Origin of the sequence: Falsochrobactrum tianjinense, assembly GCF_019100495.1 — a bacterium.
In the GTDB taxonomy this organism is placed as follows: Bacteria; Pseudomonadota; Alphaproteobacteria; order Rhizobiales; family Rhizobiaceae; genus Brucella; species Brucella tianjinense.
Map to the genome: position 1 here is coordinate 77,648 of NZ_JAHRVA010000002.1, position 26,076 is coordinate 103,723.

The following is a 26,076-nucleotide window of genomic DNA, read 5'->3' on the forward strand; positions in this document are numbered from 1 at the left end:
TTTTCAACCCGCCTGAACTTTTCGGGCGCATTTATCCAGAATGTCGAGATAGCCTTCCACGTTCCACGCCGAACGGCCGATGAACAATCCATCAATATGTGGGCATGCGATCAGTTCTTCGCAATTGCCCGGATTGACCGAGCCGCCGTAAAGGCAGAGCACGCGGCGACCAAGAATATCTTCCGCGACCGCGATGATTTCCGCCTGACGGGCATCCGCATAATCTGCGGAAGCTGGAATACCGTTCTCGCCGATCGCCCAGACTGGCTCATAGGCCAGCAGGATTTCGGCCTTTTTCTGCTCGTCGGAAAGCTTTGCAAGCGCGCCGCGTACTTCATCCGCCAGAACTTCGGCAGCACGGCCGCTTTCGCGGTCTTCGAGTGTTTCGCCAATGCAGATAAGCGGAATCAGCCCATGGCGCACCGCAGCTTCGACTTTGAGGCCGACCGTTTCATTGGTTTCGCCGAAGTGCTCGCGGCGTTCTGAATGGCCCAGTTCCACCATGTCGAGATTGCAGTCCTTGAGCATCAGCGGTGAGATTTCGCCAGTCCATGCGCCCTGATCGGCCCAATGCATGTTCTGCGCGCCAACCTTGACAGATGTATCGGAGAGGATTTCCTTGGCTTCGCGCACGGCGGTAAAGGGCGGAATGACAAAACGCTGAATGTCTGGTGAGCGACTGCCATCGGCAGCTTTGAGTGCCTGAGCAAAAAGACGCGCTTCTGCAAGCGTCTTGTTCATTTTCCAACTCGTTCCAACCCAGAATTTCGCCATGGGATAACTCTTTCCTAGTCTGCTATCGTCAATTTGATCCCGGCCTGTTCCAGCGGCGCCAGAACATCGCTTCCGGGCGATAAATCGGTGGTGATTGCGTCAAAATCGGCAAGATCGGCCATGACATGCAAAGCCGAGCGCCCAAAGCGCTGATGATTGACCAGCAGGCATGAGCGGACGGAAGAAGCAGTCATGGCGCGCTTGGTGCGCACGACGCTTTCATCCATATGATAGACCAATCTGCCGTTGACTGCGGGGGTCGAAATGAAGGCGATATCGGCGCTCAACCGCGATAGCGCCTCTTCCGTCAGCAAGCCAAAGAACGCATTGAATTTGGATGAATAGACCCCGCCCAGCGCAATGAGATTGATGCCGCTCTCGCCTTTGAGGTTGTCAATAATGACGGCATTGTTGGTGATGACGGTCAATGGACACTTTTCGCGCAGCATCGTGCCAAGAACCGCCGCCGTCGAGCCGTCGTTGATCATGACGGTCATGCCCGGTTCGACTAGTTCAAGGGCCGCGCGCGCCATCCGAAGTTTTGCTTCGCCATCCTGTTTTTCGCGAAAGCGGAAATCGCTTTCAAACTGTGTGCCGGTATCGATGGTCGCGCCGCCTCGCATCTTGCGCAAGACCCCCGCTTGTTCCAGCGCGTCGAGATCGCGGTGAATGGTCATTTTGGAAACCGCAAAGCGCTCGGCCAGATGATCAAGGTCGACAGCATGATTTTCGATCAGCAGATTTATAATCGCTTGTCTTCTGTCTTCGCGTTTCACCATATTTCCGATCCGCGTTATGAATTTCAGTTAAAAAGATAAATCACAAAATCACAAAAAAATCTAATTAAATGTTATTTTGTGATCTTCCTGTAGAAATGTTCACATGAATCAGTTCAGGCTTCGACAAGGGCTTTCGCGGTGCGCTCATCGGTGATGAGACCGTAGAGGCGTCCGCTTTTAAGAACTGCGCGAATAGCTTCCACTTTGGATACCCCACCAGCAAGACCGATGATGCGGCTCATATCGGCATTTTCGACGGAGGCGGCGATGGTGCGCGCGGTAAGGCCGGTTTCCAGCGAGCGACCCTCGGCATCGAAGAAGTGGCCGAGCATCTCACCGACGCCGCCCAGGTCAGCGATTTCCTCGACTTCCGCAAGCTGGATCACGCCGGACGTGACGAGTTGCGCTTGCCCATCGACTGTGCCGATACCGACGATCTTCAATTCCGCGCGGCAGCCCATTTCGAATATGCTGGTGACGCCCTTTTGCGCGAGCAGCACTTCGCGATCTTCCGCTGTATTGGCAAAGAACGGAACTGGCATGACATAGGCAGGCATGCTGGTTTTCTCGGCAATACGGTGCATCACGTCATGGGGATTGGCGGCGAAGTTTCGCGTCAGGCCACCGAGCAACGAGACGAATTGCAGGTCTTGCGTGCTGACGCGGGGCATATGTTTGACCGCCGCTGAAAGCGTACGGCCATGGCCAAGGCCGATCACTTCGTGATCCCCATGCTCGATCTCACGGCGAAGGAATTCGGCCCCTGCATTACCAAGTGCAACCAGCGGCAATCCCTCTTCACCAAGATCAGGCGCCACTTCACAATACTCGAGCTGATAAAGCTCGCCGAGCCGGTTTTCGAGGTCGATACATTCGGTGATGTCGCCGTCGATCGTCACTTTGACCGCGCCATCGGCAACCGCCTTGGCGATGAGGCGATGCGCCTTCACCGAAGGCAACCCTAAACGTTTGGCCACTGCGGATTGGGTCATGCCGGCTACGAAATGCAGCCAGGCAGCACGAAGGGCAAGGGAATCGTCGGGGTCCGCCATGGTTCATGATCTTCCAGTAGCCGTTAAACTTTCAAATCTGCAACGCCGGTGTCGATATGCGGAGCCCAGAAAGCCACACTTTCGGCAATATGGGGAATGACTTCGCGGTCGTTCGGTTCGCGTTCTTTGAACGAAAGCTCAAGGCAGATCTCATTGTCCCGTGCGCCACCTTCGGCGAGGGCCTTCAGAAGCGGTTCCGGCTGGATGCGGCCCTTGGCATTGAACTCCGCCGTGAACGGGCGATGACCGCCCTTGTCCATCAGGCTTTGTTTGATATGGATGATCGGCGATACTTTCGGCACGGTGCGCGCCCAGGCATAAGGATCGAAATCAGCCGGATTGGAAGAGGTCACATCGCCATGGTCGATATCGGCCATCATCCACATGGGAATGGCCATACTGGCGGCGGTGAGGCGATCTTGAAGCTTCATGCATTCGACAATCGTTTCGCCGAATTCGCGCCCGATGCTCATCGGCTCCCAGAAGACATATTCAAGACCTGCGCCTGCGGCGTGTTCCGCTACTTCTGCCCAGCAATCGACCGCGATCTTGATGAGTTCTTCCCGGCGCGCGGGATCGTCAAAATCCTTATAGGTGAAGATCGCAAACTGCGTACCCACCGACTTGCCGCCTAGATCACCGATGATATCGGCAAAAGTCTTGAACCAGTCGACGTAATAGCGGCGCACGTCGCGGTCGGGGTGGCCAAAATGGTTGAGACGGCCATAAGGACCGGTCATGCCAGAGGTCACGCGAACGCCGGTGCGCTGCAGCGCCTTGTCCATATCACGGGTGAGGCGGCGAATGGTCGAAGCCTGCCAGCTCGGATTGATGAATTCATGCGTGAGCTGAAGATCGCGTAAACGCAGGTCGCGCGCCACAGTTTTGATCAAATCGCCCGGCTCTGCAAAGCGGTTGACCAGCGGATTGGTGTTGAGCGAAAGCGTCAGAGCCATGTCGTCCTCAGGCAGAAATCTTGTTGGTTTCGAACCATTGCGCAAAGGCAGTGCGTTCGGCTTCGGTCAGGTGCAGGTAATGTTTGGTACGGCGATAGAGAATGTCTTCCGCCGTTTTCGCCCATTCCTTGGCCACCAGATAGCGCACTTCGGCTTCGTAGAAATTTCCGCCGAAATGACGGCCCAGCTCTTCGAGGTTTTGCGCTGCGCCGATTACATCTTTCGTTCTTGCGCCATAGAGGCGGCCATAATGATGGACGAGCGTGCGCGGCATCCACGGATAGGTGTCGCGCAAGGCGTTGGCGAAGGTTTCGTAATCGGCATTGGGGATTTCCCCGCCTGGAAGCGGTGCGCCATGCGTCCAGTCATCACCCATCTTCGGGAAGATATGCTTCAGGCGATGCATGCCGCGCTCCGCCAATTCGCGGAACGTGGTAATCTTGCCGCCGAAGACATTGAGCAGCGGTGCATCGTTGGTTTCATCGAGGTCGAAAACGTAATCACGGGTCACGGCTGAAGGATTGCCCTTACCGTCATCGAACAGCGGACGCACGCCGGAGAAGGAATGCAGCACGTCTTCGCGGCGCAGCTTTTCCTTGAAATAGCGGTTCACGGCGGTTAGCAGATATTCGATTTCCTTCTCGTCTGCGGCAACGTCTTCCGCACGGCCGTCATAGGCAATGTCGGTGGTGCCGATCAGTGCCTTGTCCCCTTCATAGGGGTTGATGAAGATCACGCGCTTGTCGTGGTTCTGGACGAGATAGGCGTTCGATCCCGACCAGAACTTGGGCACGATGATATGGCTGCCCTTGACGAGACGCACATTGCGCGACGAGTTCGATCCGGCCACATTGGTGATGACATCCGTGACCCATGGTCCGGCGCAATTAACGATGCAGCGTGCGCGGAACGTGCTGGTTTCGCCCGTATCGCGGTTCTTGGTTTCCACGATCCAGCTGCCTTTTTCGCCCATTTTTTCACGACGCGCGGAGACGACGGGCGTGCGGGTCAGGATCGTCGCGCCCTTTTCGGCCGCGCCGACCGCATTGAGGGCCACGAGGCGGGCGTCGTCCACCCAGCAGTCAGAATATTCGAAGCCTCGTGTGTACTGGTCGAGGATCGGGGTGCCTTCCGGGTCGCGCTTGAGATCAAGCGTTCGGGTTCCGGGCAACTTCTTGCGACCGCCAAGATGGTCGTAGAGAAACAGACCAAGCCGCACCAGCCAGGCCGGGCGATCCTGCGGGCTGTGCGGCAGAACGAAACGCATCGGCCAGATGATGTGCGGGGCGGCGTTCAGAAGCACCTCGCGCTCGATCAGCGCCTCGCGCACCAGGCGAAATTCGTAATATTCGAGATAGCGCAGACCGCCATGCACCAGCTTGCCGGAACGAGACGAAGTGCCTTGCGCCAGATCGTCCTTTTCGGCCATCACGACCTTGAGACCGCGTCCAGCTGCATCGCGGGCCACGCCTGCGCCGTTAATGCCGCCGCCAATTACAAACAGATCGCAGGTTTCCGGTTCAGCCATTTCATGCTCCTTCGGATGCAATCGCATCCCATAGTCTATATGCGGGCTAACTTGTCCCAGATCGGCGTCAGCGCCAGCCGGGCTTCGCGATAGGCAACGAAGAGTTCTTCATAGTGCTTTGCGCGCGCTTCATCCGGCGCTTCGCCGGTGCCGAGCAATGGCTTGACCCATTCGGCGATGCAGTCATCCATGCCCGGATAAGTACCGATGGCGACAGCGGCCATCATGGCAGCACCTGCCGCCCCAGCCTCTTCGCGGGCCGAAACACGCACCGGCGCATTGACGGCGGCTGCAAGCGTGCTGCGCAGGGCCTTCGAGCGCGCCGCACCACCGGTAATGCGCAATTCAGCAGGCATTTCACCCATGGCCGCATAACAATCGCGCGTCGCCATACCGAGGCCTTCGACGACCGAACGCACCAGTTCCGGGAACCGATCGCGGCTGGAAAGTCCGGCGAAGCCTGCGCGTGCGTAGGCATTGACGAAGGGGCCGCGCTCGCCTGCTTCCGAAATATAAGGATGATAGAGGATCGTGCCGGGGCGGCTGGCATTGAACCAGTCATCGAGGCGGGGTATGAGATCGCTCAGGGAGACGGGTTTCTCCGGCGTCGATATAAGATCGGCAGCGACCTGCAATATCCAGTCGATATTGATCGTCGCGCCCATATTGGTCTGGACCTGCGTAACGATGCCGGGAATGGGCAGCGCGATGACGTAGCCCGTGCCATCCTTATTCAGGTGAATATCCGCCACGGGCTTGGCGCGCATATGCACGCCCGTCGAGCCGATGGTCGAACATCCGGCACCTGCCGTGCCGCCACGCACGCCGGCGCCGAGTGCCGTCATGGCCATGTCCACATAGCCGAGGCTCACCGGCGTTCCGGCCTTGAGGCCGGTTGCAGCCGCCGCTTCGGGCGATAGAGGATGCTGGACTTCTGTGCCGTCGATGATTTCGGGCAAGAGTCTGCGGCGCGTTTGCAGGCCGAGCGCTTCGATGACCACATCGTCATACTGGCGATTGCGGAAATTGCCGAAGGTAAAACTTGCTTCCGAAGGGTCTGTGGCGCGGACGCCAGTGAGATTGAGGTACAGCCAATCCTTACAATGAAGCGCGACTTCGGCATTGTCGAGAAGTTCCGGCGCAAATCTGTCCATATGCGCCATCTGCGAACCCTGCTGGCAGGTATTGAGTCCGGTGCCGGTCGCCTCAAAACGTGCGCGATTCATCGGTTCGGCAGCAAGCCGTGTGACGGTTTCCGCCGCTCGGGCGTCAAGCCATATCCATGCATCACCGACGGGCTTGTTATCCTTGCCCACCAGCCAGGTACCGTCGCCCTGGCCGGTAACCGCTACGGCTGCCGTGCGCTCGGCAAGTCCCGGCATTTTATCGCCAAGATCGCGCAGTGCGTTCGCACAATCTTCCCAGGTCTGGGAAAGCGATTGGGTGACAGCGCCATGTTCGCCGGTTTCATATTTATTGCGGACGGCTGCCGATTCCAGTTGCCGACCTTCAAGGTTGAATGCAACTGCCTTGACGACAGACGTGCCGGCGTCGATCCCGATGATTATATCACCTTTACCATGCATGACGGAGATACGCTTTCCCACAGTGCTCATTCACGGACAACTGGATTTCCGCGACGAAATATGCCGCTCGCGACGCCTATTTTAACGAAAACGGGCTATGCATATGATTGAGATAACATAAGCTTTCGAATGTGTCTGTAAAATTTTTGACTTACAGTATTTTTTTTCACAATGGGGTGGCGCAGATAAATTCGCCATCAGTAATTTGACCCGGCGCTATCTATTTTGGACTGCTCGAGCAAAACTCTAAAACCATAATGTGGTATAATATACTGTTATTAAATAATAAAGTATACTGTTTGGGTGAGGTGCTCTGTCTTTGCCTGCTCATAGGCAGGTTTGCCCTGGCCCGCTTTTGCGTAGAGGATTTCGCTACTTCAATGTGGATTTCCAGATGGAGGTTAATGAAAATCGCCCTGTTATGAAAACATATGATTGACAGATATTAGTGTTTATAACATCATTATTGAAGTTGATAACACGCCGCTATCATAGCATATGGCGCGGCAGCAGAAATTGCTCAAGGCGTTTGATTATGAGTATACAAGCTGATCAAGTTTCGCAGAAGCCCGCCAGAAACAATCGCTCTGTTTTATGGAGTGTGATTGCTGCGGTAGTGGTTATTGGTGCGATCGGATTTGATACAACAGTGGTGAGGATCGGTTCCGAGGCCGATGTGCGTCAGCAGGTTTTCTCGCCTGAAGCCTATGGTGCTGAAGAGTTTCCGAAAGTCAAAGCGGATGTCGAAAGGCGCGCCGTCGATGCGGTCGAGGTGGGAACTGCGGTTGCGGCCGACAAGGGCGCCGCTGGAAAGAAATATGGCGTAGGTGACGTCAATCCGGTCATTCCAGTCAAGTTTACCGGTGTCGTTGAAGAGCGCAAGTCCAATTACAATATCGTCAAGGTCGACGGTTTCCCCGAGGGTATGACGATCCGCGTCCAAACCGGCCCGGCTGTCAACGGCACGGATCTGCGTGATGCCACAGGCACCATCGAATTTGGCCAGTTCAAGAACCAGATCGAATATCAGAACGCCGGTTCCGCGCTCAATAATGAGATGAAAAAGCAGATACTGGAAGGTGTTCCCGTTGATAATCTCGTCGGACAGACGGTTTCGGTTGTCGGTGTTTTCAAGCTCGTCAATCCGAAAAACTGGCTCGTTACGCCAGTGGGATTTGAAGTCAAATGAATCCGGAAAATAAAATCGAAGGCAGGCACGGCGAGGTCGTTCTGGCCGCGCAGAATATCGCCAAGTCCTATGGCCGGGTTCATGCGCTCAAGGGCGTGAATTTCGAGATCAGGCGCGGGCAGGTCACGACGCTGTTCGGCGAAAACGGCGCTGGCAAATCGACGCTGATGAAGGTGCTGTCGGGCGTGATCCAGCCGACCTCCGGCACGATTCTTCTCGATGGCGAGCCGGTGGTTTTCAGTTCGTCGTCCGATGCGCGCGATCGCGGAATTTCGATCATCCACCAGGAATTGAGCCTCGCGCCAAACCTGAATGTACGCGATAATGTCTTCATGGGGCGTGAAATCCGCACGCCGACAGGTGTAAATTTTGCTGAAGAAGAACGCCTGACTCGTGCGCTTCTCGAAGAGCTGGAAGAGGACATAGATCCGCTGACCCTGGTCGAGGATTTGCGGCTGGGCCAGCAGCAGATCGTTGAAATCGCTCGCGCACTTTCGGTCAATTCGCGCATTCTTATTATGGACGAGCCGACTTCCGCACTCAGCGCAACGGAAGTGGAAGTGCTGTTCAAGGTTATTCGCGACCTGACATCGCGCGGCGTTGCCATTGTCTATATTTCGCATCATCTTGAAGAAGCCTTGCAGATCACTGATCATGCGGTGGTGCTGCGAGACGGTGCCATGACAGCTTATTCTCCGCGCGCTGATATCGATTTGGAATGGATCGTACGCAATATGGTTGGCGAGAATTTCGATCTTGGCTCGCCGCCGACCGGCTATGAATGGGGCGACGTTGCGCTTTCCGTGACAGATCTCACGGTTCCCGATCCGTCGGGTGCCGGTTTCGCGGTTGTTGACCGCATGTCGCTCGATGTACGCGCAGGCGAAGTCGTCTGCATCTATGGTCTGATGGGAGCTGGGCGCACGGAATTGCTTGAAGCGGTCGCAGGCCGGCTCAAGACGACTGAGGGCCAGATATTGCTCAATGGACAGGATGTGTCTGGTTTGACCATTGCGCAGCGTATCGACAGAGGATTGGTTTTGGTTCCTGAAGACCGCCAACGCGATGGCCTCGTTCAGACCATGACGGTGGGCGGAAACCTTTCCCTTGCCAGTATCAGCGCTATCATCAGGGGATTTTTCACCTCGAAGAAGAGAGAAAAAGACCTGATCGGGCAGGCCATCCAGAAGGTTCACATCAAGACGGATGGCGGCGAGGCGACAATTGGCTCGCTTTCGGGCGGTAATCAGCAAAAGGTCGTCATTGGCAAGATGCTGGCGACAGAGCCGGAAGTGGTCCTGTTGGATGAACCGAGCCGCGGCATCGACATTGGCGCAAAGGCGGAAGTTTTCAAGCTGCTGGCCGAGAAGGCCCGGCAGGGGCTGGCGGTTGTCTACACCACCTCGGAAGTCGGCGAATGCCTGAGCATCGCCCATCGTATCATCGTTATGCACCGCGGACGCGTTTCGGCCGAATTCGGCTCGGACGTTTCCAAGGAGAAGATCATGGCCGCCTCGGGCGAGGCCATGGTCAGTCACTGATATAGTTATGGAGCACTGATAGAATGTCAGTCACAAGCACCAAAGAGAAGGCTGCGGCCCCCGAGGGAGCGAAGCGTAAAACCAGCATCGTGCAATTGCTGCTCGAAGGCCGTGCGTTCTTTGCGCTTATTGCAATCATCGCCGTCTTCTCGTTCCTTTCACCTTATTACTTCACTGTCGGCAATTTCCTCATCATGTCGTCGCATGTGGCCATTTTCGGCCTGCTGGCGATCGGTATGCTGCTGGTGATCCTCAATGGGGGCATCGACCTTTCCGTGGGTTCGACGCTGGGGCTTGCGGGCGTGTTTGCAGGCTTTCTGATGCAGGGCGTGACGCTCTCGCAATTTGACATCATTCTTTATTTCCCGGTCTGGGCGGTCGTGCTCATCACCTGCGCGCTGGGCGCTTTCGTGGGCGCGGTGAATGGCGTGCTGATTGCCTATCTGCGCGTTCCCGCCTTTGTGGCGACGCTTGGCGTGCTTTACTGCGCGCGCGGTGTTGCGCTGCTGATGACCAACGGTCTAACCTACAATAACCTTGGCGGTCGTCCCGAACTTGGCAATACCGGCTTCGACTGGCTCGGCTTCAACCGGCTTTTTGGCGTGCCGATCGGTGTGCTGGTTCTTGCCGTTCTCGCAATCATCTTCGCAATTGTTTTGAACCGGACCGCATTTGGCCGCTGGCTCTATGCATCGGGCGGCAATGAACGGGCGGCGGAACTTTCGGGCGTTCCGGTCAAGCGCGTCAAGGTTTCCGTCTATGTCATTTCTGGCGTCTGTGCGGCAATTGCCGGGCTGGTCCTGTCGTCACAGCTGACCTCGGCTGGCCCCACGGCGGGCAATACCTATGAACTCACCGCAATCGCCGCGGTCGTTATCGGCGGCGCTGCCCTGACGGGCGGGCGCGGCACAATTCTGGGTACGCTGCTTGGCGCTTTCGTGATCGGCTTTCTTTCTGACGGCCTCGTCATCATCGGCGTATCGTCTTACTGGCAGACCGTCTTTACCGGCGCGGTGATCGTGCTCGCGGTTCTGCTCAACAGCATTCAATATGCCCGGCGCTAGTATCGCGCGGCCTCGCCCAGTGTTCTGGACGGGGCCGTTTCGGGCGTAGCGAAAACTTTCCAAGATGGCGATGGACTCGCCCCCTGGAAATAATACCGCCGGGAAACCGGCATAATGGCAACGCTAATTGTTACGGGAGAGAGACATGTTTAAAAAAGGAATGCGGGTTCTGTTTGCTGCCGCAGCAGCACTGCCGCTCATCGCCAGCTCGGCCTGGGCCGAAGGTCTGATGACGATCATCGTCAATGATCCTTCCAATCCTTACTGGTATACGGAAGGTGAAATCGCCAAGAAGACCGCCGAAAGCCTCGGCTATTCGGCAGTTGTTGGGGGTCATAAGGGCGACACCAACACCGAAAGCAACCTGATCGACACCGCCATCACCAACAAATCGGTGGCCATCATTCTCGATCCGGCCAATGCTGATGGTTCGGTTGGTGCGGTCAAGCGTGCAATCGCCGCCAATATCCCGGTTTTCCTCGTGAATGCCGAGATCAATCAGGAAGGTCTGGCCAAGGCGCAGCTCGTTTCCAATAACGCGCAGGGCGCAGCCCTTGGTGCTACGCAATGGGTGGAAAGCGTTGGTGAAGAAGGCAAATATGTCGAACTCTTCGGATCGCCTTCCGACAATAATGCCGCTACGCGCTCGAACGGCTATGAAACCGTTCTTTCGCAATATCCTGATCTGGTGAAGGCTGGTCAGGACGTCGCCAACTGGGACCGTACCCAGGGTCACGACAAGATGCAGGCTCTGCTTCAGGCCAATCCCGACATTATCGGCGTGATCTCCGGCAATGACGAAATGGCATTGGGCGCAATTGCTGCCCTCAAGAAGGCCGGCAAACTCGATCAGGTCAAGGTTGGCGGTTTCGACGGTTCGCCAGATGCTGTTGCTGCCATCAAGGCCGGTGAACTTCAGTACACCGTGCTTCAGCCGGTTGCGGTTTTCTCGGAAGCTGCTGTCAAGCAAGCAGATAACTTCATCAAGACTGGTGAAACCGGTGTGGATCAGGAAAAGCAGCTTTTCGACTGCATCCTGATCACCAAGGACAATGTCGATAAATACACTTCGCCATTCGTTCTTGAGCAGTAAGACCTCGCACGAACGGGACGCAGGTTTCTATCCGCGTCCCATCGGTGCATGAAGCGGTAAGAATGGCAGTGAGCAGCAAAGCAGCTATTGAAAACCTTATGGCGGAGCAGGTTCCGAACGACAGTCGACATGCGCGTCAACTGGTTCGCCGCCAGAAAATCGCCGAGACCGTGATGTCCGAAGGCTCAATGCGCATTGAGGACATTACCGAACGCTTCGGCATCAGCCTCATGACCGCACATCGGGACGTCGATGAGCTGGTCAGCCGTGGTCTTTGCCGCAAGACGCGCGGCATCGTTTCCGCTGCGCCGACAAGCCTTATCGAGGCGAGCGACATTTATCGTATCACGCGTCAGGCAGACGAGAAAAAGCTGATTGCGGCGGCGGCGATGCAGTTCGTCGAGCCGGGACAGGCGATTTTTTTCGACGATTCTACGACCGTTCTTCAGATGGTCCCGCATCTTCCGGCCAAGGCGCCGTTGACTGTCATCACCAATTCGCTCACCCTGATGAATGAAACCCGCGACATGACCGATATCACGCTGTTGGGTCTGGGCGGGCAGCTTTATAATTGGTGCAATGCTTTCGTGGGTGGAATGACGACCAACGAGATTCGTCGTTTGCGTGCCGATGTGGCTTTCATTTCGATTGCAGCGATTACCGACGATCTTCTTTTCCATCAATCTCCAGAAATGGTCGAGACCAAGCGCGCTATGCTTGAAAGTGCCGCCAAGCGTGTGCTGCTGGCCGATCACACCAAGTTCGAGCGCCGGGCACTGCATGGATTCGGAGCATTGAGCGATTTCGACGTGGTTATCGTCGACGAACGAACGTCTTTCGCGCATCTCGACCGCATGCAGGCGCAAGGTATTAATGTCGTCGTCGCGCGTCCGGCCGCGACCGACACGTAAACAAGAGCGGAGGCTATGCGGCCTTTGCCTGCATTTCAGGAATGATGATTCATGCCTTGCCTACTGGGAATCGATAGCGGACTGACCGTAACCAAAGCCGTATTGTTCGATATTGACGGCACGCCGCTTTCTATTGCGCGCCGCCGCGTGACCCAGTCTTTTCCGCAACCGCGCCACGTCGAGCGTGATATGGACGAATTCTGGAACGCAACCGCGGATGCGATCGCCGAGGCAATCGCGAAAAGCGGACGTCCAGCATCCGATATTTTGGCAATTGCCACAACGGCGCACGGTGATGGCATTTATATGCTCGACAAGGATCGTCGTCCGCTTGGGCCGGGCATATTGTCGCTCGACAGCCGAGCGCTGGATGTCGCCGGACGCTGGCTTGGCGGGCCGGTGGCGAAAAAATCCATCTCCATTACCGGGCAGGCTCCGCACGCCTCGGCCCCGTCGGCCATCCTTGCATGGATAAAAGAAAACGAGCCGGAGCGCTATGCGCAGATCGGGCATGTTCTGGCTGCAAAGGACTGGCTGCGCTTTTGCCTGACTGGCGAGGTGGGAACCGACCGCACCGAAGCCTCGACGTCCTTTACCGACGTCAATACACAGGGTTATTCCAAAGATGCGCTCGCCCTGTTCGGTCTGGAGGAGCTTTGGGGGGCACTGCCGCCCATGGCGCGCTCCGACGAAATCGTCGGTGATGTTTCGGAAGCCTGTGCGGAACGCACCGGCCTTGTCGCGGGTACGCCTGTTGTCGCCGGTCTGCATGATGTGACGGCCTCTGCCCTGGGTGTCGGCGGTCTTGGGATCGGTACCGTCGCAGTGGTTGCAGGCACCTATTCGATCAATGAAACGCTTTCCTCCGAGCCGCGCGTCGATGAAAGCTGGTTCTGCCGCAATGGCATTGCGCCCGGCGAATGGAACAATATGTCCATTTCGCCTGCCTCAACCGCGAATTACGACTGGTTCCTCGATAAGCTTTGTGCAGCGGAGCGTCGCGAGGCCGAGCAGTCGGGTCGGTCTATCCACGATATGCTGCGCACGGAAATCGACGCGGCGCTGGCGAAGCCCTCGACGGCTATGTTCCATCCCTATCTTTTCGGTTCGCCTTACGGCGCTATGGCGAGCGGTTCGTTTTTCGGCCTGCGAGGCTGGCAGGAGCGTGGCGACATGCTGCGCGCCGTCTGGGAGGGCATCGCCTTTAATCATCGCATTCACGTCGATCATCTTAAAGGCGGGTTCGCCATTTCCAGCGCGCGCTTGACAGGGGGGGTATCGCGCAGCCCGGCCTTTGCGCAGATGTTCGCCAATGTGCTTGGCATGCCTGTCACGGTGACGGATACGGATGAAGCCGCTGCCTGGGGGGCTGCCCTTTGTGCAGGCAAGGGCGCAGGGGTTTTCGGCGATGTTTATAGCGATCCGCGCGATCTTGATGCCATCGCAATAACCTATAGTCCCGATATGGAGCGCAGTTCGCAATATGAAAAGCGCTATGCGCTGTTCTGTGAGATGGCGTCGGCGCTTGGCCCTCTTTGGCCGAAGATCGAAGCTCTGAGCGACTGAAATGACGCGCAATAAAGATGTAAAGACAGTGAAATGAACGAGCCCGAGAACACTCAATATAACCGGATCAAGCAACTGGAAGCGGAGGGTGTCGACGTCCTCATTCTAGGCGCAGGCGTCAATGGCGCAGGGTTGTTTCGCGATCTGAGCGAGCAGGGCGTCAATTGCCTTATCGTCGACAAGGCGGATTTCGGTTCCGGCACTAGCGCTGCGCCGTCGCGCCTGATCCATGGCGGGCTGAAATACCTGGAGACAGGCGAATTCGGGCTGATCGCGCAATCGACGCTGGAGCGCAATCTTCTGTTGAAAAATGCGCCTCATAACGTCCAGCCCCTGCCGACATTCATTCCGGTTTTTTCGTGGACGCGCGGCGTCTGGGCCTCCTTACGCACGCTGATGGGCTCCACTACCGCGCCGCGCAGCCGGGGTGCCGTGCTCATCAAGATCGGCCTTGCGCTCTATGATTATTTTGGCGCGCGTGAGCGTGTCATGCCGCGCCATCGGTTTTTGTTCAAAAATACCGCGACGAAGGAAATGCCTTATATTACCCCGGCGATCGTCGCAGGCGGTATCTATCATGATGCCAAGGTCAGCCAGCCGGAGCGTCTCGTCTATGAACTGGTGAGCGACGGCCTCGCCGCAAACCCCAAGAGCGCTGCCAGCAATTTCATGGCACTGGTTTCCGCCAAAGACGGTGCTGTGAGCTTCGAAGGGCCGGACGGGGCGGCATTTACGGTGACACCAAAACTGGTCGTCAATGCCGCCGGACCGTGGATCGATCATGTGAATGAAGCGCTTGGCAAGCCGACGAAGATGATCGGCGGCACCAAAGGATCGCATATTCTCATCGATCATCCGGAACTGGTGAAGAGCCTCAATGGCCGTATGATCTATTTCGAAGCGGATGATGGGCGTATCTGTCTTGTTTATGACTATCACGGTCTGGCGCTTGTCGGTTCGACCGATATTCCATCAGACGACCCCGATAATGTGCGTGCCGAAGAACCCGAGATCGATTATTTTATCGACAGCTTGCGCTCGTTATTGCCGAAGCTGCAATTCGACCGCAAGCAAATCGTCTATGCCTATAGTGGCATTCGTCCGCTGCCTGCGTCGAATGCTTCCGAACCGGGTCTTATCAGCCGCGATCACTCTGCGCCCATCATCGAGCCGGATCGTGAGCGGCCTTTTGCCATCATCTCGCTTGTCGGCGGCAAGTGGACGACCTTTCGCGGCTTTGCCGAGGAAGTGGCGGATACGGTGCTTTCGCGTCTGGGGCGTGATCGCCTTAAATCTACCCGCAACCTCTCCATCGGCGGAGGCAAGGATTATCCGGCGGGTGTTCAGGCGCACGCCGCATGGGTGGGAAAATACGCCATGGAGAGTGGACTGTCTTCTGCGCGTGTAGAAACATTATTGGCGCGCTACGGCACCACTGCTTCCGCCATTATCGAACAGGAGACACGAGTCGGCACTGTTTTTCTGCCGGAAACAGATACGATCAGTGCAGCGGAAATCGCCTGGATCGCGCGCAACGAACTGGTAGTGCATCTGGCTGATATCGTGCTGCGGCGTACGACGCTTGCAATCGACGGTGCGCTTTCGACCAGCAATTTGCAGGCAATAGCAGATATTGCGGCGCGGGAACTGGGATGGAGCGACGCGCGCAAGATGCAGGAGATCGAAACGGTCACTACCGAGCTTGCGCGCCGCCATGGCGTTATCCTGATCAGCCAGCCCGCCAAACGGCGCTGACCGAAAATCCTGCTTATCCGGCCCGACGTTCCGCTGGATGAGCATTGGTTTTCAACTGCGGGAAGAGGCATTCCACGAAGCGGGCCGCTGTGGGCTGCGGTTCGTGATTGGCAAGCCCCGGTCGCTCGTTTGCTTCGATGAAGATGTAATTCGGATCTTCGGGTGATTTGATCATCAGATCGATACCAACCACTGGAATATTGATCGCTCGCGCCGCCTTGCACGCCGCATCGACCAGTTTCTTGTTCACGACAGCCGTTACATCGTGAATGGTACCGCCTTTGTGCAGATTGGCGGCTTTGCGCACCGTAATCTCGCGGCGATCTTCAAGTATGTGATCGAGCGTAAGGTCCTGTTGCGCCAGACAGCGTTTCGTTTCAGCATCTATGGGAATACGGCTTTCGCCGCCTGTTGCGGCGGCGCGGCGGCGTGATTGAGTTTCTATGAGCTTACGGATCGTTGCTTTTCCGTCGCCGATCACGCGCGGCGGGCGGCGAACTGCTGCGGCCACCAGCTTATAATCAATGACGATGAGACGTAAATCCTCGCCCTCGAAGCAGGATTCAAGCAAGACTTGATCGCAGACTTCGCGGGCCTGCTTGATTGCCGCGCGCAGGTCTTTCATTGTTGAAATGCCGACTGAAATGCCGCGCCCCTGTTCGCCGCGTGCTGGTTTTACCACCAGACTGCCGTGCTTTTCGAGGAAAGATTCGAGCGTCTCGTCGCTGCCACTGGCTGGAATTTGCTCCGGCACGGCAAGCCCTGCCTTGGCAACGGTTCGAGTTGTCACGGCCTTGTCGTCACAGAGCGACATGGCGACGCCGGATGTCATTTCCGAGAGGCTTTCGCGGCAATGTATCGAACGGCCGCCGTGCGACAGGCGGAAGAACCCGCCCTCGGCGTCCGTTATATCGACATGAATGCCGCGACGCAGTGCTTCATCGACGATGATGCGCGCGTAGGGATTGAGCGCATCGATGGAATTGAGCGGCAATGCGAAGAATTTCTCATTGATCGCGTTCTTGCGCTTGATGGCAAAGAAGGGAACACGGCGAAATTTCAGCTTGTCGTAAAGCCGGATCGCGTTGTCATTGTCATAAAGGACCGACAAGTCTACATGGTTCAGTCCGCGTGCCTGAAAATGCTCGGCAAGCTTGCGCACGAGCTTTTCGCCAATGCCGGGCTGGCGCGCCTGCGGATGAACCGCAAGGCACCACAGTGACGCGCCCTTGTCGGGATCATCGAAAAGTCGCTCATGATTGATGCCCGTGACCGTACCTACAATCTCGCCCGTCGTATCGTCCTGCGCTACAAAATAGGTGACGGCGCGATTGTCGCGTTCGGCGGAAAAGAAATCAGGACGCAGCTGGACCATTCCACAAGCCGCATAGACCGCGTTAATACCGTCTGCATCAAGCTCGGAGACCGCACGCCGAATGGTGATGCCGCGCGTGCGTCTGCCGCCTGCGCGATAAGTGGCCAGTTCCAGCCGGTATGTGTGCGACGGATCAAGAAAGATTTCCTGCGGCGCCAGCGAGAGCAGGATATGCGGGTCACTGACATAAAACAGGATATCGCGGCTATCGGGTGCTTCCGCGCGCAAAGCTTCAACGATTGCCTCGTTGCTGTCGAATGTCTGCGCGAAGAGCAGTCGTCCCCAGCCGCAGTCGAAGATCACATTGCGGTTCTTGTCCGAACTATTTTCCTCGTTCTGGCCATGCAGATGCTCCTGATAGGAGCCGGCCTCGCCGGGAGAACGCAACCGCGTCAGCCGATGAGAGAAGGCTTTCGTTCCCCTTGTCTTCTGCCTCGTCATGTCCGTCTTGTCTGCTTTCTTCATGTCAGGCCTCCTGTGTCTGGAGCCACATTTCCAGCAGCCCCGCTTGCCAGAGTTCTGAGCCGCGCAACGGTGTGATATGATCGGAGGGATTGGCAAACAGGCGGTCGAGATAGTCCTTCTGGAACAGCCCGCGTTCACGCGCTTTTTGCGATGTCAGCGCGTCACGCAGCATATCGAGATAGGGGCCGGCTATATATTTTAGCTGCGGTACAGGGAAATAGCCCTTCTTGCGGTCAATCACTGCGGCGGGCACGATCTTGCGCGCCACATCCTTGAGGATACCCTTGCCGCCATCGCGCAATTTCTCTTCCGGCGGAATGCGCGCGGCAAGCTCCACCAGCTCGTGGTCTAGAAAAGGAACGCGGGCTTCCAGTCCCCAGGCCATCGTCATATTATCGACGCGTTTGACCGGATCATCAACCAGCATGACATTGCTGTCGAGGCGCAGGGCGCGGTCCACCGGCGTATCTGCTCCGTCGCGCAATAATTGCTCGTTCAGAAATTCGCGGCTATAATCGCGATCAGACAGCCATTCGGGTGCAAGCTGCGTTGCGAGCACGTCATGCGAGCGATCGCAAAAGGCTTTGGCATAGTCGCTCACCACATCATTGGAATCAACGAGCGGCGGATACCAGTGATAGCCGCCGAAAACTTCATCGGCGCCCTGGCCCGATTGCACGACCTTGATATGTTTGGAAACTTCTTTGGAAAGCAGATAGAAGCCTACATTATCGTAGGAAACCATGGGTTCGGACATTGCTGCGATGGTTCCGGGCAGCGCATCCATCAGATCGGCTGAAGGTACGAAAATCTTGTGATGATCAGTGCCGAAATGTTCGGCAATCAGATCAGAATAGACGAACTCGTCGCCTTTTTCGCCATTGGCTTCCTCAAACCCGACCGAAAAACTCATCAAGCCTGTCTGCCCGGCTTCTGCGAGCAAGCCGACGATCATGCTGGAATCCACCCCGCCCGAAAGCAGGACGCCAACCGGCACATCGGAAATCATGCGGCGTTTGACGGCGATGCGCACCGCATCCAGCAATTGCTCCTGCCATTCTTCGCGGCTTAAAGCGCTGTCGCCCGGCCTGCGGCCATAGGGCGGCTGCCAATAGAGGCGGTCAGTGAAACTGCCATTGGCTTCATAAATGCGAATGGTTGCGGGACTGAGCTTGCGAACCCCATTATAGATGGTGCGCGGTGGTGGCACGACCGCGTGAAAGCTCATATAATGATGCAAGGCGGCGCGGTCGATGGATGTATCGACGCCGCCGGCCTTCACCAGCGCGGGAAGTGACGATGCGAACCGCAACGCGCCTGCGACCTGCGCCAGATAAAGCGGCTTGATGCCGAAGCGGTCACGCGCCATGACAAGCCTGCCGCTATCGCGTTCATGGATGGCGAAAGCGAACATGCCGTGAAAACGCGAAACACATTCTTCGCCCCAGGCATGCCACGCCTTCAGGATCACTTCCGTGTCGCCATCGGAAAAGAAGCGATAGCCCTTCTGCTCCAGTTCGGCGCGCAATTCGCGGAAATTATAGATGCAGCCATTGAAAACGATGCTCAGACCAAGATCGGCGTCGATCATCGGTTGCTGCGATTTTTCGGAAAGATCGAGGATTCTCAATCGCCTGTGACCAAACCCGACATTGCCCCGTACTACGATACCGGACGCATCCGGTCCGCGGGGGGCAAGTATGTCTGCCATTTTCGAGATTGCTGAAATCGAGGGCGTAACGCCGTCGAACCTCACTTCTCCGCAAATTCCACACATAAAAAGGGTTGAAACCTCCATTGTTGTCATAAATTAAAAGGCCGTCGCTTGGATCGTGGCGGCGGCCTCATGCGCATTTCCCTACTCGGCGATTCCCGCTTTTGCCGGATATGCCCTATGGCAAATGCATCAGCAGCGAGATGGTTCCACAATTTATGTAGGAAAAGTATTCTTCTTGTCGCCGTCGTCCGGGGTATCGTCGGGCTTGAGATCCTGTTCCGCTTCGGATGCGGTCTGATGGGTGAAGCCTTTGACGCCTTTGGCAAGTTCTTCCGCGTCACGTTCAATCTGCACCTCGCTCAGCGCATAATGCACCGCCAGCCGAGCGATGGAGGTGAGGGCGCTCAAGTGAATGCGCTCATAACCATGGGAGGCGTCGACGCCAAATGTCAGCAGGGCAGTGCGCACGTCATGCCCCGCTTCCACGGCGGAAGCCGCATCGGAGCGGTAATAGCGGAACACATCCTTCTGCACCGTGATTCCGTGCTCGTGACAAAGTTCAAACAGCTTCTTGCTCAGGTGATAATCGAAGGGACCGGTCTGGTCCGCCATGGCAAGAGTGACACCGAATTCGGAAGAATTCTGCCCCGGCGCGGTAGTGCCATTATCAATCGCTACCAATGACGCAATATCCGGCACGACAACGGCGGATGCGCCTACGCCGGTTTCTTCACCGATGGTAAAAAGCCAGTAAGTATCGACCGGCGTTTTCACCTTGGCCCGTTGCATCGCTTCCAGTGCCGCCAGCATGATCGCGACGCCTGCCTTATCGTCGAGATGGCGGGAGACAATGAACCCGTTGTCTATGAATTCCGGGGCGGGGTCGATGGCGACAATATCGCCGACATCGATACCCAGTTCGACCAGGTCGTCCCGGTTGCGTGCCAGCGCATCGACGCGAAGCTCGATATGGGGCCAACCCACCGGCTGCGTGTCGACTTCCTCATTGAAAGTATGGCCTGAAGCCTTCAGCGGCAGAATCGAGCCGCGATAGATGCCCTTGGACGAAAAGATCGAAACGCGGGCGCCTTCGGCAAAGCGCGCTGACCAGTTGCCGATGGAAACGAGTTCCAGCCTGCCATTGGGCTTGAGATATTTGACCTGTGCGCCCAGCGTGTCGAGATGGGAGACAATGGCACGGGCGGGGCGTCTGTTCTCGCCATGCCGCCGTGCCCTTATCGCACCGCGCCGGGTGAGGACGACATCGAGGCCGAGCCGCTCCAGTTCACGCGCAACATAATGCACGGCCTCATCTGTAAAGCCGGTCGGACTTGGAATCGCCAGCAGAGCGGCCAGCTTTTCGGTGAGATAGTCCTGATCGATTGCTATATCAGCCATACCGGCAATAGATCGCAAATCAGAACTTCTGCGTCAACCTCGCGCCCGTCGTTTTTCCTGTCGCCCCTTAATAGGCGTATTCGAGAAAGACGGGCTCGATGGAACCGGCCCAGACGCTGTTATAGGCGTTGAGCATACGCTCGGCATCCGTCACGCCAGCGGCGACGATTTCCTCAAGCGGAGCGAGGAAGTGAGTTTCGTCAAAGCCGTCGCTGTTGAGCTTGTTGCGGTTGAGAAGACCAAGACGCGAAATCCGCAAGGTTTCGCGCGCGATCTGCGCCACTGGCTTGCCGCGGAAATCCGCATTGAGCGCCTTGGAAGGCACCTCATTGCGCAGGGCCAGAACCTCTTCATAGCTCCAGTCACGAGTCAGCGCTTCTGCTGCATCGAGCGCCTCTGCATCATAGAGCAGCCCGACCCAATAGGCGGGCAGGGCGCAAATACGCCGCCATGGACCGCCATCGGCGCCGCGCATTTCAAGGAAACGCTTCAGCCGCACTTCCGGAAACAGCGTTGAAAGATGATTGGTCCAGTCGCCCATATTCGGCACCGGATCGCTCACTTCGCCTTTCAGCGCGCCATTCATGAACTGGCGGAAGGTGACATGGGTGCAATTGTGGTAGCGGCCATCGCGAAGGATGAAATACATCGGCACATCGAGCGCCCATTCGACATAATCCATAAAGCCGTAATTTTCGGAGAAGACAAAAGGCAGGATGCCGGCGCGCTGATTGTCAGTGTCGCGCCAGATATTGGAGCGCCATGACAGCAGTCCGTTCGGTTTGCCTTCGGTAAAGGGAGAGCTGGCGAAAAGCGCGGTCGCAACCGATTGCAGCTTCATCGAGACCTGCATCTTGCGACGCATGTCGGTTTCCGAAGAGAAGTCGAGGTTCACCTGAACAGTCGATGTGCGATACATCATGTCCAGACCTTCATGCCCGACTTTGGGCATATAATCGGTCATGATGTTATAGCGCGATTTCGGCATGACAGGCGTTTCGGCAAGCGTCCATTTCGGACTGCCGCCGAGGCCAAGGAAACGGATGCCGAGCGGTTCGGCAATCTCATGCACTTGCGACAGATGGGCGTTCACTTCGCGGCAGGTCTGGTGAATGGTGGAAAGCGGCGCGCCGGAAAGCTCGAACTGGCCGCCGGGTTCCAGCGAGATTGCGCCCTGTCCGGTCGGTTCGACCAGTCCGATAATGCTACCCTCGTCGATGATCGGTTCCCAGCCGAGCCGGGCCTGCATGCCTTCGAGAATTGCCTTGATGCCGCGCGGGCCTTCATAGGGCACGGGGCTGTTATCGGCGACATAAAAGGGGAATTTTTCATGTTCCGTGCCGATGCGCCAGGCTTCCTTTGGCTTGCAGCCTTCTGCAAGATAGGCTGCAAGTTCCTCAACGCCTGTCAGTGCGGTTTCATCAGTCGTATCGCGCGCCATGCATTCTATCCTCAGTCATCTTTCACTTTTCAGCGTGATTGGACAAAAATGTCCAATCACGCAAGTCAATTTCATTGAAGTAAGGAATTTGTGCTCTCATGGCCGGGTTTTCCAGTCGCCCAGTACGGCCTGTACCAAAGTAAGCGCTGCCACGGCTGCCGTATCGGCGCGCAGGATGCGCGGACCCAGCGGGATTGCGGTCACAAAGGGCAACGAGCGCAAAAGCTTTCGTTCCTCTTCTGAAAACCCGCCTTCGGGGCCGATCAGGACGCCGTAAGGCCCCGGCTGAAGCTGGCTGAGGGTGGCCAGCGGGTCGTCTGCCTCATGGCCTTCGTCGCAGAATATCAGGCGGCGCGATGTGTCCCATTGCTCTAGGAACTGGCCGAATCGCTCGGCTTCGCGGCATTCGGGAACGGAGAGGACGCCGCATTGCTCCGCCGCCTCGATGGCATTGGCCCTGATGCGATCCGTGCCGAGCTTCGCCATTTGTGTATGCTGGGTAATGACCGGTTGCAGAATGCCCGCACCCATTTCCACGGCTTTTTGCACCATATAGTCGAGCCGCCCCTGCTTGAGAGGCGCAAAACAATAGATCAGGTCGCAGGGCTGCGGCTGGGGGCGGGTCTGCTCGATGGACTCAAGAAAAAGCCGCTTCTTGCCCTCGGGCCGCAGCCGCATTTTCCACTCGCCGTCCTGCCCGTTGAAAGCGAGGATTTCATCGCCTTCCTTCAGGCGCAGCACATGGGCAAGATAATGAGCCGCCTGCAGCGTGGTTTCCACGCAGGCCCCATCCCCAAGTCCGGCCTCGATATAAAGTCTGAACATCCTGTAATTCGCGCGCATGATCGCATCGATGGCAGAGGGCAGGGGCTGTGGTCAAGAACTTTGGTCATTTGGCGCGTTTTGCATCGCGGTGCGTCGATTTTCTGGAACCGGAAGGCCCCTGTTAACGTTGCCCCTTTGCCACAGCCGCTTATGATTTGAGGTCTTGTGCGGCAAACTGGTGTTGGAAACCATGCCGTTCAGTTGCAGGTAACTTTTTTCGTGTGTAACTGGACCCGACTCCGGGTGGCGATTGATGGAACAGGCTTCGGTTCTGCTCATTATGAAAACTCGGCCTATCGTTATTCGGCAAACCCTCGAAAGAGTTTCTCATTATGCCCGCTAAGCATGCCGCCCTTCTTACTGTCCTGATGATTTCCGCAATCGCATTTATGGCAGTTGGCATCTTTGCCGTCGATGCGGGCGATCACATGACGTCCACCGATGGCTACGGCATCTCCAACTCGCATTATTAATCAAGCGCTTCCAGGAAGTGTTTTTCCGCACCATCAATAATGATGGCGGAAAGCCTGCCGCTTTTCCATGCATGGGTATCGAGATTGACCCGGTTGGGGTGGATATCGATTGCGTCCTGCGGCGTATGGCCATGGATAATGACCTTCTCGAAAAGTCCGGTCCATCCGAGGAAAATGTTGCGAATCCAGATCAGCTCATCGGGATCCTGAGCGTCGAGCGGCAGGGACGGATTGACGCCTGCATGGCAAAAGAAAAAATCCTCGAATGCCAGCGAGCGCGGCAGCGAGCGTATGAAGTCAATATGCGCTTGCGGGACGGCCTGCACCAGATTGCTGTGGCCTTCCTGTGCGCTCACGGCCTGCGTGAAATCGATCTCGACGCCATAGGAGCGTGCCGTTTCCTCGCCGCCATTCGCTGCAAAGAGGCCCGTTACTTCGCCGGTCGCCAGATATTGCAGGAAACCGGCCTCATGATTGCCAAGCAGCGCCAGCATACGCGGATCATGTTTTGAAACTTTGATGAGGAAATCCAGTACGCCGCGCGAATCGGGACCGCGGTCGACATAGTCGCCAAGGTGGATAATGCGCCAGTCATGGGTCGGGCGCGCGTCTATATCGGCGCGTATCAGGCCATGCATGTCCTGCAAAAGATCGAGACGGCCATGAATGTCGCCAATAGCATAAAGGCGCAGGCCCTCCGGTCCCCTCGCATCGGCGAATTTCATAGGGTTAATGGGGCCTTTCATGGGCTTTTGCCTTCTTTTGTCTCTTTTCCTGCCCGCTGACGATAGCGCAATTGTGCGACGCGTTCACGTTCGTCATTCAACTCCCGGTCATTCATGGCCTGTTCGACAAACCGAATATGATTTTGCACTGCCTCGCGCGCGGCTTGCGGATTGCCTGCAATGACCCCATCGTAAATGGCGCGGTGCTGGGCGAGAAACATGTCGGCCACACCGGGATAGCTGTAGATCAGGCTGCGATTATAGAAAACGCCATCCTTGAGAAGCTGATAGCAGGAGCGCAGCGTGTGCAGTAGCACGATATTATGCGCGGCCTCACCAATGGCGTTGTGAAATTCAACATCAAGCTGAGCACCTTTGTCGAAATCATTGTCATCATTGGCTTTTTTCATGGCGTCCATGATTTCTGCCAGCAGTGCCCTGTCGGCGGGAGTTGCGCGCAGGGCCGCATATTCGGCGGCGATGCTCTCAATTTCGCGGCGATATTCGAGATAATCGGTGGTGGCCTTGCGATGGCTGGCGAAAAGCCCGACCACAGGCGCGCTGAAAACCTGTCCGATGACATCGGCCACGAAGGTTCCGCCGCCATGGCGCGAGAGCAGCAGCCCCGCATTTTCGAGCTGTTTGAGTGCCCCGCGCAGAATGGGGCGGGAAATATTGAACTGGCGCGCCAGTTCCCGCTCGCCCGGAAGCCGTTCGCCGCCGCGCAGAACCCCTTCCAGGATCAGGCTTTCTATCTGATGCACGACATCATCCGCGGTTCTGCTTGCCCGAATGCGCGAAAAAACTGTTTCGGCCATGCGGTTAATATCTCCAGTCAGCTCTGTGGAGCAGCGCCACTCTCCCAATAGGGAACGGGACCATAAAGTTCGGCCAGATAATCGATGAAAATTCGTACCTTTGCCGGCAGAAACTGCCTTGAAGGATAGACCGCGTGAATGGCGACGTGACGCGATGCGGAGTAATCGGGCAGAAGCTGCACGAGCTTGCCTGCTGCCAGTTCCGGCCCAATATCCCATGTCGAGCGCTGTGCAATGCCAAGACCGGCGAGAACGGCTTCCCGCACGATTTCGCTGGAATTGGTCTGTAACGGCCCGATAGGCCGAATCGTCATCGGCCCCTCCGGTCCTTCGAGTCGCCAGGGGTCGTTATTATGCGGAGCAAGGCAGATATGATCTTGCAGATCTTCAATGCGCTGCGGAATGCCGCGTTCCTCAATATAGGCTGGGGAAGCGACCAGAATGCGCCGCACCGGCGCAAGACGCCGCGTGACGAGCGTGGAATCGGGCAGATCGCCGATGCGGATCGCCAGATCGTAGCCCTCGCCGACAATATCCACCATCTCGTCGGAAAGCTGCATATTGACAGTGAGATCGGAATTGGCGCGCATGAAAGGCATAAGGTAAGGCGCGATATGCATACGTCCAAAGGTGGTGGGGGCGGAGATTTTCAGCGTCCCGCGCGCATCCGCCGATTTGCGGGCAAGAAAAGCTTCGGCTTCTTCGATATGGCCAAGAATTTCCAGCACGCGCTCATAGTAGCCATGCCCGGCTTCGGTCAGGGCGATGCGGCGCGTGGTGCGCTGCATGAGCCGCGTACCGAGCCGCTCTTCCAGCCGCCCCATGCGTTTTGAAACCACCGCCGGTGATATACCAAGATCGCGTGCCGCCGCCGACATGCTGCCGGTTGCGACAACGCGCGCAAAAATCTCCATGTCCGCCAGACTGCTCATCATGCTAGCATCTAGCCAAAGCCGACCCGCAATCGCAAGGCGATTATAATCGCTGCATCAAAACAGTTTGCCACATGCGCAAGTGGTCAAATAATATTACCTCTTGACGCTGG

The 26,076-nt window shown here is 56.8% G+C and carries 22 protein-coding genes; 8 read left to right on the forward strand and 14 right to left on the reverse strand.

Annotated features, from left to right (window positions below; all coding sequences use genetic code 11):
- Positions 1-3: 3 nt before the first annotated feature.
- The 6 genes from KUG47_RS06000 to KUG47_RS06025 all read right to left on the reverse strand — a co-directional run bounded on the left by KUG47_RS06000 (position 4) and on the right by KUG47_RS06025 (position 6,675).
- Positions 4-774 (reverse strand): triose-phosphate isomerase, encoded by a 771-nt coding sequence (locus tag KUG47_RS06000; RefSeq protein WP_217677063.1) that lies wholly within the window; start codon positions 772-774, stop codon positions 4-6.
- A gap of 14 nt (positions 775-788) precedes the next feature.
- A complete protein-coding gene (locus tag KUG47_RS06005; RefSeq protein ID WP_217677381.1) occupies positions 789-1,550 on the reverse strand; it encodes a DeoR/GlpR family DNA-binding transcription regulator in 762 nt (253 codons plus the stop codon).
- Between the two features lie 116 nt (positions 1,551-1,666).
- Positions 1,667-2,605 (reverse strand): sugar-binding transcriptional regulator, encoded by a 939-nt coding sequence (locus tag KUG47_RS06010; RefSeq protein WP_217677064.1) that lies wholly within the window; start codon positions 2,603-2,605, stop codon positions 1,667-1,669.
- 23 nt (positions 2,606-2,628) lie between these two features.
- Positions 2,629-3,561, reverse strand: a complete 933-nt coding sequence (locus KUG47_RS06015) for a sugar phosphate isomerase/epimerase family protein (protein WP_217677065.1) — start codon at positions 3,559-3,561, stop codon at positions 2,629-2,631.
- 7 nt (positions 3,562-3,568) lie between these two features.
- The gene (locus KUG47_RS06020) at positions 3,569-5,089 is read right to left on the reverse strand and encodes a glycerol-3-phosphate dehydrogenase (RefSeq protein WP_217677066.1); all 1,521 of its coding nucleotides are present in this window, start codon (positions 5,087-5,089) and stop codon (positions 3,569-3,571) included.
- 35 nt (positions 5,090-5,124) lie between these two features.
- Positions 5,125-6,675 carry an FGGY-family carbohydrate kinase gene (locus tag KUG47_RS06025; RefSeq protein ID WP_217677382.1) on the reverse strand — a complete coding sequence of 517 codons (1,551 nt, stop codon included), beginning with the start codon at positions 6,673-6,675 and terminating at the stop codon, positions 5,125-5,127.
- A 535-nt stretch (positions 6,676-7,210) separates the two neighbouring features.
- Between KUG47_RS06025 and KUG47_RS06030 the strand changes: the two genes are divergently transcribed.
- The 7 genes from KUG47_RS06030 to KUG47_RS06060 all read left to right on the forward strand — a co-directional run bounded on the left by KUG47_RS06030 (position 7,211) and on the right by KUG47_RS06060 (position 15,794).
- Positions 7,211-7,864: a DUF2291 family protein gene (locus KUG47_RS06030; protein WP_217677067.1), complete on the forward strand. Its 654-nt coding sequence runs from the start codon at positions 7,211-7,213 to the stop codon at positions 7,862-7,864.
- Positions 7,861-9,405: a sugar ABC transporter ATP-binding protein gene (locus KUG47_RS06035; RefSeq protein ID WP_217677068.1), complete on the forward strand. Its 1,545-nt coding sequence runs from the start codon at positions 7,861-7,863 to the stop codon at positions 9,403-9,405. Before KUG47_RS06030 ends, KUG47_RS06035 begins: the two co-directional genes overlap by 4 nt.
- A gap of 23 nt (positions 9,406-9,428) precedes the next feature.
- Positions 9,429-10,469 carry an ABC transporter permease gene (locus tag KUG47_RS06040; protein ID WP_217677069.1) on the forward strand — a complete coding sequence of 347 codons (1,041 nt, stop codon included), beginning with the start codon at positions 9,429-9,431 and terminating at the stop codon, positions 10,467-10,469.
- Between the two features lie 145 nt (positions 10,470-10,614).
- On the forward strand, positions 10,615-11,562 hold the full coding sequence (locus KUG47_RS06045) for a D-ribose ABC transporter substrate-binding protein (protein ID WP_217677070.1): 948 nt from the start codon (positions 10,615-10,617) through the stop codon (positions 11,560-11,562).
- Positions 11,563-11,624: 62 nt separating this feature from the next.
- Positions 11,625-12,473 (forward strand): DeoR/GlpR family DNA-binding transcription regulator, encoded by an 849-nt coding sequence (locus KUG47_RS06050; RefSeq protein WP_217677071.1) that lies wholly within the window; start codon positions 11,625-11,627, stop codon positions 12,471-12,473.
- Positions 12,474-12,524: 51 nt separating this feature from the next.
- The gene (locus KUG47_RS06055; protein ID WP_217677072.1) at positions 12,525-14,039 is read left to right on the forward strand and encodes an FGGY-family carbohydrate kinase; all 1,515 of its coding nucleotides are present in this window, start codon (positions 12,525-12,527) and stop codon (positions 14,037-14,039) included.
- Between the two features lie 33 nt (positions 14,040-14,072).
- Positions 14,073-15,794, forward strand: coding sequence for a glycerol-3-phosphate dehydrogenase/oxidase (locus KUG47_RS06060; protein ID WP_217677073.1), 1,722 nt, complete (start codon positions 14,073-14,075; stop codon positions 15,792-15,794).
- 13 nt (positions 15,795-15,807) lie between these two features.
- Here KUG47_RS06060 and ngg read toward each other — a convergent pair whose 3' ends face one another.
- The 5 genes from ngg to KUG47_RS06085 form a co-directional block, all read right to left on the reverse strand.
- Entirely contained in the window at positions 15,808-17,634 is a 1,827-nt protein-coding gene (gene ngg / locus KUG47_RS06065) for an N-acetylglutaminylglutamine synthetase (RefSeq protein ID WP_217677074.1), read from the reverse strand.
- A gap of 1 nt (position 17,635) precedes the next feature.
- Complete coding sequence (locus KUG47_RS06070; RefSeq protein ID WP_217677383.1) at positions 17,636-19,411, reverse strand: N-acetylglutaminylglutamine amidotransferase; 1,776 nt, start codon at positions 19,409-19,411, stop codon at positions 17,636-17,638.
- A 153-nt stretch (positions 19,412-19,564) separates the two neighbouring features.
- Complete coding sequence (locus KUG47_RS06075; RefSeq protein WP_217677075.1) at positions 19,565-20,749, reverse strand: osmoprotectant NAGGN system M42 family peptidase; 1,185 nt, start codon at positions 20,747-20,749, stop codon at positions 19,565-19,567.
- 67 nt (positions 20,750-20,816) lie between these two features.
- On the reverse strand, positions 20,817-22,190 hold the full coding sequence (locus KUG47_RS06080) for a glutamate--cysteine ligase (RefSeq protein ID WP_217677076.1): 1,374 nt from the start codon (positions 22,188-22,190) through the stop codon (positions 20,817-20,819).
- A 96-nt stretch (positions 22,191-22,286) separates the two neighbouring features.
- The gene (locus tag KUG47_RS06085; protein ID WP_217677077.1) at positions 22,287-23,033 is read right to left on the reverse strand and encodes a 16S rRNA (uracil(1498)-N(3))-methyltransferase; all 747 of its coding nucleotides are present in this window, start codon (positions 23,031-23,033) and stop codon (positions 22,287-22,289) included.
- A gap of 314 nt (positions 23,034-23,347) precedes the next feature.
- Between KUG47_RS06085 and KUG47_RS06090 the strand changes: the two genes are divergently transcribed.
- Positions 23,348-23,488 carry a hypothetical protein gene (locus tag KUG47_RS06090; protein ID WP_217677078.1) on the forward strand — a complete coding sequence of 47 codons (141 nt, stop codon included), beginning with the start codon at positions 23,348-23,350 and terminating at the stop codon, positions 23,486-23,488.
- Here KUG47_RS06090 and KUG47_RS06095 read toward each other — a convergent pair.
- From KUG47_RS06095 to KUG47_RS06105, 3 genes are read right to left on the reverse strand one after another with little or no spacing between them, the layout of a single operon-like run.
- Complete coding sequence (locus tag KUG47_RS06095) at positions 23,485-24,234, reverse strand: metallophosphoesterase family protein (RefSeq protein ID WP_217677079.1); 750 nt, start codon at positions 24,232-24,234, stop codon at positions 23,485-23,487. The genes KUG47_RS06090 and KUG47_RS06095 overlap by 4 nt on opposite strands.
- The gene (locus KUG47_RS06100; RefSeq protein WP_217677080.1) at positions 24,231-25,031 is read right to left on the reverse strand and encodes an FCD domain-containing protein; all 801 of its coding nucleotides are present in this window, start codon (positions 25,029-25,031) and stop codon (positions 24,231-24,233) included. The genes KUG47_RS06095 and KUG47_RS06100 overlap by 4 nt, the downstream gene beginning before the upstream one ends.
- Before the next feature lie 17 nt (positions 25,032-25,048).
- A complete protein-coding gene (locus tag KUG47_RS06105) occupies positions 25,049-25,966 on the reverse strand; it encodes a LysR family transcriptional regulator (RefSeq protein ID WP_217677081.1) in 918 nt (305 codons plus the stop codon).
- Between the last annotated feature and the right edge of the window lie 110 nt (positions 25,967-26,076).